The following is a 10,674-nucleotide window of genomic DNA, read 5'->3' on the forward strand; positions in this document are numbered from 1 at the left end:
GAACCCGCCATGGCAGACGACGTTGTCATCACGGTCCGCAACAACGGGCCGTACCATATCAAGGGAACCTTCCGGGTCGCCACCCAGGGCGGGCGCGAGTTGGCCGTAGAAGAAGGCCAGGCATGGCTGTGCCGCTGCGGGCACTCCTTGAACAAGCCGTTCTGTGACGGGTCGCACAAGCGCGTCGAGTTTGACAGCAACCTCGACGCGACTGTGCCCGATGCGCCTGCTTAACGCGTAACGGGCTTGTAGCGGATACGCTTGGGCTTCGCGCCTTCTTCGCCCAGACGCTTCTTCTTGTCGGCTTCGTATTCCTGATAGTTGCCCGGGAAGAACTCGACGTGCGAATCGCCTTCGAACGCGATGATGTGCGTGGCGATGCGATCGAGGAACCAGCGATCGTGCGAGATCACCATCACGCAGCCCGCGAACTCGAGCAGCGCGTCTTCCAGCGCACGCAGCGTTTCCACGTCCAGGTCGTTTGACGGCTCATCGAGCAGCAGCACATTGCCGCCCGAGATGAGCGTCTTGGCCAAGTGCAGGCGCCCGCGCTCGCCGCCAGACAGCGTGCCGACGTGCTTTTGCTGATCGCCACCCTTGAAGTTGAAGCGGCCGATGTAGGCACGCGATGGCGTTTCATAGCGGCCCACCGTGAGGATGTCGGAACCGTTCGAAATCTCTTCGAAGACGGTCTTGTCTGCGGAAAGCGCATCGCGGCTCTGGTCAACGTAAGCCAGCTTGACCGTCGGGCCGATCTTGATGGTGCCCGAATCCGGCTGCTCCTTGCCCGTGATCATGCGGAAGAGCGTCGACTTACCGGCGCCGTTCGGGCCAATGATGCCGACGATGGCGCCCGGCGGAATCGTAAAGCTGAGGTTGTCGATCAGCAGGCGATCGCCATAGCTCTTGCTGACGTTCTGGAACTCGATGACTTCATTGCCCAGACGCTCGCCGGCCGGGATGAAGATTTCCTGCGTCTCGTTGCGCTTCTGGTATTCCTGGCTGTTCAACTCGTCAAAGCGGGCCAGACGCGCCTTCGACTTGGCCTGACGGCCCTTCGGATTCTGGCGCACCCATTCGAGCTCTTTCTTTAGCGCTTTCTGGCGCGCCGATTCGCTCGACTCTTCCTGCTTCAGGCGCGTCTCTTTCTGATCGAGCCAGGAGCTGTAATTGCCCTTCCAGGGGATGCCGTGGCCGCGGTCGAGTTCGAGAATCCACTCGGCGGCGTTGTCGAGGAAGTAGCGGTCGTGGGTCACAGCCACAACGGTGCCGGGGAAGCGCGTGAGGAACTGCTCGAGCCAGTCCACGGATTCCGCATCCAGATGGTTGGTCGGCTCGTCGAGCAGCAGCATGTCGGGGCGCGACAGCAGCAGCTTGCACAGCGCGACACGACGCTTTTCACCGCCCGAGAGATGCTCGATCTTCGCGTCCCACGGCGGCAAGCGCAGTGCGTCGGCGGCAATTTCGAGCTGCAGTTCCACGTTGTCACCGGCACCGGCGGCAATGATGGCTTCCAGGCGCGCCTGTTCTTCGGCGAGCTTGTCGAAGTCGGCACCTTCCTCGGCGTATGCCGCGTAGATGGCTTCGAGCTGCTTTTGCGCATCCATCACTTCGCCCAGGCCGCTCTCGACTTCTTCGCGCACCGTCTTGGCGGGATCGAGCTGCGGCTCCTGCGGTAAGTAGCCGATGTTGAGGTTGGGCATCGGCGTGGCTTCGCCTTCGATGTCCTTGTCGAGGCCGGCCATGATCTTGAGCACGGTCGACTTGCCGGAGCCGTTCAAGCCCAGCACCCCGATCTTGGCGCCGGGGAAGAACGACAGCGAGATGTCCTTGAGAATCTGGCGCTTGGGCGGAACGATCTTGCCCACGCGGTTCATGGTGAAAACGTACTGTGACATGGCGGAATTGCGGGGGGAAACGCAGAAATGGGGAATCCGGCGAGTTTAACAAAGCCGGGGCACGGCAAGCCCAGGGCTCAAGGCCGCTCGAGCAAAAGAAAAGGCGCCCACCAGGGGCGCCCTTCCGATGCAGCGGCAGGCTGGCTCGTTACATCGTCATCATGTTGGCGTTCATGTTATGCATGACCCACAGCGAGCCGACAACGACGATCGCCAGGATCAGCAGCGTGAACAGGAAGGCCATCACGTTCCAGCGCTGGGCAGACGATCCATCCAGGTGCAGGAAATAGATCAGGTGTACGACGATCTGCACGACCGCCAGAGCCATCACCGTCACCAGCACCGTCTGGTGCGAGTAGCCGCCGTCCATCACCATCTTGAACGGGATGGCCGTCAGGATCACCGCCAGCACGAAGCCGATCAGGTAGCCCTTGACGGTGGCATGGCCGGCGCCGCCGGCTGCATGACCGTGATCCTCGCCGTGGGCGATGGCGGATGTTGCGTTGGTCTGTTCCATTACATCGCTCCCAGCAGATAGACGACGGTAAACACACCGATCCACACCACGTCCAAGAAGTGCCAGAACAGGCTCAGGCACGACAGTCGAGTCGATTGGGTCGGAGTCAGGCCTTTGGCACCGATCTGCCACATCAGGACGATGATCCACAGCATGCCGCTCGCCACGTGCAGGCCGTGCGTGCCGACCAGCAGGAAGAACGACGACAGGAATGCGCTGCGGCTCGGGCCGGCGCCTTCTGCGATCAGGTGGTGGAACTCGTTGATTTCCATGCCGACGAACGCGGCGCCCAGCAGCAGCGTGATGCCCAGCCACAGCATCACTTGATCCTTGCGGCCGTTCTGCAGGCTGATCATCACCATGCCGTAGGTGATGGACGACACCAGCAGGATGCCGGTTTCGATCGCCACGTACGACAGATCGAAGAGTTCCTTGCCAGTCGGGCCGCCGGCCGTTGCACCGCGCAGGACGCAGAACGTGGCAAACAGCGACGCGAAGATGATCAAGTCGCTCATCAGGTACACCCAGAAGCCGAAGACCTTGGTGTCTGCAGAATCGTGGTGGTGCGCATGGTCATGCGCGTGGTCGTGGCCGTGCGCGTGACCGTGCGCGGCGTGACCGTCTAGAACATTGGAAGCCATGGTTTAAGCCTGCGAACCGATACGTTGGAAGTAGGCCGACTCGGTCTCGTGAACCTCGTGAGCGGGCACGTAGTAATCGATGTCGTCGTTGTTGCTGCGGAGGATGAAGCTGCCGATCATGCCGACCAGACCCAGCACGGCCATCCACCAGATGTGCCAGATCAGCGCGAAGCCCATCACGATCGAGAACATGCCGATGAAGAAGCCGGCACCGGTGTTCTTCGGCATGTGGATCTTCTCGTAGCTCGGTGCGGCCTGCGTCAGCACCTCGCCGCGCGCCTTCATGTCGGCAAAGGCGTCGATGTCACGGATGACCGGCACGCGGGCGAAGTTGTAGTGCGCCGGCGGCGACGACGTCGCCCACTCCAGCGTGCGACCGCCCCACGGATCGCCCGTCAGGTCGGCCAGCGCATGACGGTTGCGGACGCTCACGAAGATCTGGATGAGCTGCGAAGCGATGCCGCAGGCGATGATCGCGGCGCCGATCACGGCAACGATCAGCCACGGCTGCCATGCCGGGTTGTCGGTATGGTTCAGACGACGCGTCATGCCCATGAAGCCGAGCACGTACAGCGGCATGAAGGCGGTGTAGAAGCCCACGAACCAGCACCAGAAGGCGCGCTTGCCCCACTTCTCGTCCAGCTTGAAGCCGAAGGCCTTCGGGAACCAGTACGTGATACCAGCCAGGTAACCGAACACCACGCCGCCGATGATGGTGTTGTGGAAGTGAGCGATCAGGAACAGGCTGTTGTGCAGCAGGAAGTCGGCGCCCGGCACAGCCAGCAGCACGCCGGTCATCCCGCCGATCACGAAGGTGATCATGAAGCCGATCGTCCACAGCATCATTGAGTTCAGCTCGACGCGGCCGCGGTACATCGTGAACAGCCAGTTGAAGATCTTCACGCCCGTCGGGATCGAGATGATCATCGTCGCGATACCGAAAAACGCGTTGACGTTCGCACCCGAGCCCATGGTGAAGAAGTGGTGCAGCCACACCAGGAACGACAGCACGGTGATACCGGCGGTCGCCCACACCATCGACGTGTAGCCGAAGAGCTTCTTGCGCGAGAACGTCGAGACGATTTCCGAGAACATGCCGAAGGCCGGCAGGATCAGGATGTACACCTCGGGGTGGCCCCAGATCCAGATCAGGTTCACGTACAGCATGGCGTTACCGCCGCCGCCGTTCGTGAAGAAGTGCATGTCCAGGTAGCGGTCGGCACCCAGCAGTGCCAGCGCCACGGTCAGCACCGGGAAGGCAGCCACGATCAGGATGTTGGCGCACAGGGCGGTCCAGGTGAAGATCGGCATGCGCATCAGCGTCATGCCCGGCGCGCGCATCTTGAAGATGGTCGCGACGAAGTTCACGCCGGTCAGCAATGTCCCGAGGCCCGATATCTGCAAGGCCCAGATGTAGTAATCGACCCCCACGCCCGGGCTGTAGGCCAGCTCCGACAGCGGCGGGTACGCCAGCCAGCCGGTGCGAGCGAATTCGCCCACGCCCAGCGACACGTTGATCAGCACCACACCTGCAGCAGCCAGCCAGAACGACAGCGTGTTCAGGAACGGAAATGCCACGTCGCGCGCGCCGATCTGCAGCGGCACGATCAGGTTGATCAGGCCCGTCATGAGCGGCATGGCCATGAAGAAAATCATGATCACGCCGTGCGCGGTAAAGATCTGGTCGTAGTGCTCAGGCGGCAGATAGCCGGCACCGCCGCCCGAGGCAACCGCCAGTTGCGAGCGCATCATGATGGCGTCGGCAAAGCCGCGCAGCAGCATCACGATGGCCAGAATGCAGTACATCACGCCGATCTTCTTGTGGTCGACCGAGGTGATCCACTCATTCCAGAGATAGGTCCACTTCTTGAGATAGGTGATCAGGCCGAACAGGCCCGCGCCACCCAGCAGAATGGCCGACACCGTCACGACCACGATGGGCTCGTGCAGCGGAATGGCCTCCAGACTCAACTTGCCAAACATCGTCAACTCCTAGGAATTCTTGGCCGCGCTCTTGGGCGCAGGCAGGGCGGACTGCACCGGCAGCGGACGCGTTGCCGCCTCAGCCGTGGCCGTCGTGCAGTTGGCGCCTTCGAGCGCCTCGTCGAGCGTCAGGACCTTCTCCCCTTCGCCCATCTTGTCCATGTATTTGTGCAGGATGCTGTGATACAGCGACGGGTCGACCGATGCATACGCCGCCGGCGGCACCTTCTCGCTCGGCTTGGACAGCTCGGCGTAGCCTTCCTTGGTCAGGTTCTGCGACGAGGCGCGAACCTGCTTGACCCAGGCGTCGAACTCTTCGTTCGTCATGGCCGTGGCCTTGAACTTCATGCCTGTGAAGCCCGAGCCGCTGTAGTTCGACGACATGCCGTCAAACACGCCGGTCTCGTTGGCGATCAGGTGCAGCTTGGTCTGCATGCCCGCCATGGCGTACACCTGGCTGCCCAGCTGCGGGATGAAGAACGCGTTCATCACCGTGTCGGACGTGATCTTGAAGTTGATCGGGGTGTTGGCCGGGAATGCGAGCTGGTTGACCGTCGCGATCTTCAGTTCCGGATAGATGAACAGCCACTTCCAGTCGAGCGAGACAGCCTCGACCGTGATGGGCTTCACATCCGATTCGATCGGCTTGTACGGATCGAGCGCGTGCGTGGACTTATAGGTGATCACGCCCAACACGATGATGATCAGGCACGGGATCAGCCACACCACGGCCTCGATGGCGTTGGAGTGCGACCAGTCGGGCTCGTAGCGAGCCTTGGTGTTGGACGCGCGGTACTTCCACGCAAACACCAGCGTCAGCACGATCACGGGAATGACGACCAGCAGCATCAGGCCGGTCGCCACCAGGATCAGCGTCTTTTCTTCAGCCGCAATCATCCCCTTCGGGTCCAGGACCGTCAGGTTGCAGCCCGCAAGCAGGAGCGGGAGGCTTGCGGCGAAGAGCCGCTTCATATGTGGAACGAGTGTGTTCTTCATGTCTTACACAATTGCGCCGGCGATGCGCACCAACATCACGGGAGCCCAGCAGCCCAGACAGCGGCCACAAGGGGAAAAACGCGGGAAATGAGAGAAGACCGAACTACCGGCGCCCCGAATACAGCTGAGGTGCGGCAGCGGATCTTCGATCACATCAGGCGCCGGTCAGGGAGAAGCTGAACCCAACGCCCTCAGTTGGCGAGGTGGGCTTCGCTCATGCAGGGCATGGGCGAGGTCGAACTTCGCCGCGTCGCACAAAGCGGCGGACGACAGATCGGGGGCGTGAAAGGTCGGAGCAGGCACTGCGTCATGCGCCCGTTGGGGGAGCGCGGTTGGAAGTGGAATGCGGGCGCGATCTTACCGCCAGACGGCGCTTTGGATCGCGCTATCCGCTCAGGCAAATAGAAAACGACGTCGATTGACAAGTGATTTCCTAACCGCAGGGCTAGGGTTTACGTGGCTTTGCGGGTAAGCCAATCGAAAGTGCCTGTTGTTGCACTGCGACAATCAGCCACAGTGGCGCGCAGCCGACGTTGTCACCAAATGTGCGCCCGAAGGTTGAGCTGATAATAAGAACAATTCTCATCTTGGAGAGGCCGCCGAAGCGGCCTCCCTGCGCTTTTCCCTACGGCCTCATTGGGCGAGCAACCCGGCAATCCGTACCAGCACCAGCCCCGCAGCCACCACGAGGTAGCCGCGCAGCACAAACATCCACGTGCGCTTGAGCGGCGTCCAACGGGCAGGCGTGAGCTGCTCGAGCGGCGGCATCGTCCAGTGATTGCGATCCAGCACGCTCACACGCTGTGGATGGTGCGGCCGGTGCCTGCGTCGCTCGATGCGCCATAGCACCAGCGACATGACCACGGCGATGAGCGAACCGCCGATCAGGATGGCGCCGATCTCGAATTCTCCGATCCCCGGAAACAACACAGCCGCCGTCAGGATGACGGAGAGCATCACCAGCACCGCCACCACACCGCCGGTGAAGAGGTTCATCGCGCGGCCGTTCGTCCACGGGCCCAGCACGGCCTTGTCGTTGCACAAAAGCAGCAGGAACACTGTCGCGCTTGGCAGCAGCACGCCGGCCAGCGATTGCACTGCATTGGTCAACAAACCGAGCGGCACGCCGGGCGTCAGCACCAATCCTGCGGCCAGCAAGGTCAGCCCGAAGTAGATCGCGTAGAAGCCCTTGGCTTCCGTCGGCTTGCGATGCAGCGAGTGCCGCACGGCAAACACGTCGCCGATCGCATACGCGGTCGACAACGACACCGCACAGGCGCCGATGATGCTGGCATCCAGCAGCGCAATCGCAAACAGGACACCGGCCCAGCGGCCCGAGTGGCGCTCCAGACCGTGCGCCGTGCCGAGCGCATCGGTGTAGTTGCCGAACTCTGGCGAACCGTGAAAGGCCTGGGCGCTGAAGGCGATCATCGCCACCGCGCCGGCAATCACGAGGACGATGCCCAGCCACAGATCCGCGCGTTCATAGCGGATGAAACGGGCGGTGATGCGCTTGTCGATCACGTAGCTCTGTTGGAAGAACAATTGCCACGGCGCCACGGTCGTCCCGACGATGGCGATGATCAGCAGCATGACCTCCGCTAGCGGTGCGCCGGCCGGTAGCGCGGGCACAAAGAAGTCGCGTGCCACCTGCCCAATTGGCGGATGGACCATCACGAACACGGGAATGAGCGTGAGACTGCCGGCCACCAGCGCCAGCGCAAAGCGCTCGAAGCGGCGGAAGTCGCCGGTGGAGGCAGCCAGCATCACCAGCGCCGCCGCCGCACACACGCCCCAGTGTCTAGGGATGCCGAGGTACTCCAGCGCCAGGCTGATACCGATGAACTCTGTCACGAGCGTCAGCGCGTTCACCAGAAACAGATCGATGACAGAGAAGCTGCCCCAGAACCTGCCGAAGCGGGCAAAGATCAACCGCGCATGGCCAACGCGCGTGACGGCGCCCAGGCGCAGCACCATCTCCTGGTTCACGTACAGCACGGGGATGAGCAACAACAGCGTCCACAACAGCGTGGTGCCGTAGTTCTGCCCGGCTTGCGTGTACGTGCCGAAGGCGCCGGCGTCGTTGTCGCCGACCATCACGATCAGGCCGGGCCCGAGGATGGCGAGCAGCGTCCGCAGACGCGCGCGCCAGCTGTTACGAGCGCCCGTATCGTGATGCGCGATGGTGCCGAGCGCGCCGCGGATGTCGCCCACATGAGCGTCGTCGAGTGCGGCATGACGTGGCGGTGCGTCGATGCCCGAAGCGAATTGGGTCATGTCGACCTCCTTTTTTTGTGTTGTTGGATTACCAGTACGTGCGCGACAGGCGCACAGCCGCCGCCGCGTAACCGTGGTTGGAAAGCGGCTGACCGCCGTCGCCTGCCCGGCGGTTGGAGGTCACGGGCACGGCGTCGGCGCGCGCAGGTGCAGCAACGCGCGGCTGCACGAACACCGAGCTGAACGGCAGTGCGATCGTCGAGAAACGACGGGCGGGAATATTGAATTTGCGCATGACACACTCCTCGCCGCGTGCGCATACGCGCGGCACGCAGCAATCTCCGCACGCGTTGTACACACACGCGGCGGCATGGTCGAAACGATCAAGGAGCGATGCAGATACCGCTGCCTTGCCTGGGCGGCAAGTCAGCAGCAGGGGAAAACCGTGCGGCGGACTCGCCTAGTGGGATACCGATGTAAATGTCGGGTAAGGTCGACTCGGACTGTCCATATGGGTCCTCCTACGGTTAGAACTCGGCGTGGACGCGCAGGCCGAAGAACTTGGCAGGCCCGCGGTCCCGGTTGTAGCCGGGGTTCTGGATTAACTGAAAATCGGGGCTGAGCATGATGCCCTTGACCGGTTGAAAGCTGTAAAACACTTCGAGTATGCGTTCGTGGCCGTAGTTCAAGGCGCTATCGCCCAGGAACGCGCCGTTGCCGCCTGCGGCCAAATAGGCGCGATGGTCCGGGCCCAGCATGTTGAGCGAAAAGGCCGCCCCCAGCACATCGTCCGGACGCCCCCACGACGCGCCCTTGAGCAAGCCGCCAAACGACACGTTGCGCCCCGCTTCCGTAAAAGCATAGGTCTCGGTCTTATCATCCGACCAGTTCAATCGGGTGAAGAGGCCCAAGTTTTCACCCACCTTTTGCTCGAAGGACAAACCCACGCCGACCTTGGCGTGCTCACGCCGAACCAGACTCAAATCGGGCTGGCCCGCAGTGGCTTGACCGAGCGCAATGGCATCGTCAAAGCGGCCCATGCGTGCGAAGTTTCGCCATCCGAGTAGGCGCACCTTGCCCTCCTGGCCGAACAGCGTGAAGCTCTTCTCCAGTTCGAGCATGTCGCCGTAGTGCTTGAGAAAACGGGTGTCGAGCGGCAAGCCGTTGGACTCCACCGGCTGCAGGAAGCGGCCCGCGCGCACGGCCCAGCCGAACTCGCTATCGGTGTACTCCAGCGCAATCCCCCAGCTGTAGCCGCGCGCATCCGCAGCATAGTCGAACGACGGATGCGTCATGAACGACCAGTTTAGGAACTGCGTGCGCGGATCGTGCGCGTACTCCACCGCATCGAACACGTCGAGCACGGGCAAATTGCCCACGGTGAGTACCACGCGACGCTTGTCCACAACGTCGGCGAACTGGTTGAAGTCGGCATCGACCTTTTCGGTGTCGCCGCCCAGACCCCAGGTCTGGCGCAGGAACACGCGAGCGCGATAGAGCGTCGGGTCGGTGCCCGTGACCTTGGCCAGTTCCCCGTTGGTTGGGCCGCCCAGCCCGTGCAGATCGGAGAATGCCTTGCCCATCACGACTTCTGGGTTGAAGTGGAACTCGGCGCCCCTCCACAACCGCATGCCGAGATCGAGCGTGGTGCTGAAGGAGTAACTGGTCGCCCGGTCCGCCGTCAGGCTGTTGTCACCGCTATACGGCGACTTGAACGCAGGTTTGGCCTGCCAGACCCAGGTGGATTGACCGTGAAAACCAAAGCGATCGCCGAACTCGCCTCCGGCAATGAGCGGCGTCGCGGCAGCCGGCACCGATGCAAGCGCCTCTGCAGCATCGGCAGCCTGGGCAGAAACCCATAGCAGCACCATGGCAGCAAAAATGGGCGGACGGCAGCCCGCAGCAGCGGCGCGCACCAGCGAGATAAGTGCGCGTACTGCCTTCCGGACGGATTTGACGATGGAAGCAAACAGCATGAGGCCCCCCTCGTTCGCTTCTGTGACGAACGTAGGCAACGACCGGACACGGACCTCCCAATGCGACGCGCACGCAAATGCGCGGCTACATGGCCGTACCGGCGAACAACAATCGAATTCAGGAAGAGACTTGCGCAGAGAACCCACGCAAGAGCCACCGCCCGCCGTGCAATACGGCTAGGCAGCGGGAAGGCGCGAAGACGTTGCGCCGAGACTGTCTAGCCGTTCAAGGTGCGATCGAAGATCGACTAGAACAACTGTCCATGGAGATGGTCTCCGTAACTGTGACGGGGCGCAGAGTAACAAAGTCTCGTTGACTGCGGCAAGCGTTTTCTTGGGGCGCGCGCGAAGCGGTAATGCCCCCGTTTTCCACAGTCGGCAGAAGTAGAAACTAAGCGGCCATGGCCAGCCGCTGCTTCGGGGTAAAGCCGCCCAATGCCATATTT

The 10,674-nt window shown here is 62.3% G+C and carries 9 protein-coding genes; 1 reads left to right on the forward strand and 8 read right to left on the reverse strand.

From position 1 onward, the window contains the following. Positions 1–9 precede the first annotated feature (9 nt). Entirely contained in the window at positions 10–234 is a 225-nt protein-coding gene (locus ACUXH0_RS25460) for a CDGSH iron-sulfur domain-containing protein (protein ID WP_024972802.1), read from the forward strand. Here ACUXH0_RS25460 and ettA read toward each other — a convergent pair. From ettA to ACUXH0_RS25500, 8 genes are all read right to left on the reverse strand, one after another. Next, entirely contained in the window at positions 231–1,898 is a 1,668-nt protein-coding gene (gene ettA / locus ACUXH0_RS25465; protein WP_012436510.1) for an energy-dependent translational throttle protein EttA, read from the reverse strand. The two genes, ACUXH0_RS25460 and ettA, sit on opposite strands and share 4 nt — an antisense overlap. Positions 1,899–2,046: 148 nt before the next feature. Continuing rightward, entirely contained in the window at positions 2,047–2,415 is a 369-nt protein-coding gene (locus ACUXH0_RS25470) for a cytochrome o ubiquinol oxidase subunit IV (RefSeq protein WP_004634669.1), read from the reverse strand. Further along, the gene (gene cyoC, locus ACUXH0_RS25475) at positions 2,415–3,056 is read right to left on the reverse strand and encodes a cytochrome o ubiquinol oxidase subunit III (protein WP_182594933.1); all 642 of its coding nucleotides are present in this window, start codon (positions 3,054–3,056) and stop codon (positions 2,415–2,417) included. The genes ACUXH0_RS25470 and cyoC overlap by 1 nt, the downstream gene beginning before the upstream one ends. 3 nt (positions 3,057–3,059) lie before the next feature. Further along, positions 3,060–5,039 (reverse strand): cytochrome o ubiquinol oxidase subunit I, encoded by a 1,980-nt coding sequence (gene cyoB, locus ACUXH0_RS25480; protein ID WP_182594932.1) that lies wholly within the window; start codon positions 5,037–5,039, stop codon positions 3,060–3,062. A gap of 9 nt (positions 5,040–5,048) precedes the next feature. Then, the gene (cyoA, locus tag ACUXH0_RS25485; protein WP_027693052.1) at positions 5,049–6,035 is read right to left on the reverse strand and encodes a ubiquinol oxidase subunit II; all 987 of its coding nucleotides are present in this window, start codon (positions 6,033–6,035) and stop codon (positions 5,049–5,051) included. 633 nt (positions 6,036–6,668) lie between these two features. Next, the gene (locus ACUXH0_RS25490; RefSeq protein WP_012436514.1) at positions 6,669–8,312 is read right to left on the reverse strand and encodes an Nramp family divalent metal transporter; all 1,644 of its coding nucleotides are present in this window, start codon (positions 8,310–8,312) and stop codon (positions 6,669–6,671) included. 28 nt (positions 8,313–8,340) lie between these two features. After that, a complete protein-coding gene (locus ACUXH0_RS25495; protein WP_012436515.1) occupies positions 8,341–8,547 on the reverse strand; it encodes a hypothetical protein in 207 nt (68 codons plus the stop codon). Positions 8,548–8,779: 232 nt separating this feature from the next. Beyond that, on the reverse strand, positions 8,780–10,228 hold the full coding sequence (locus ACUXH0_RS25500) for a carbohydrate porin (RefSeq protein WP_012436516.1): 1,449 nt from the start codon (positions 10,226–10,228) through the stop codon (positions 8,780–8,782). Positions 10,229–10,674 lie beyond the last annotated feature (446 nt).

This window comes from Ralstonia sp. 110700041-2 (assembly GCF_056280165.1).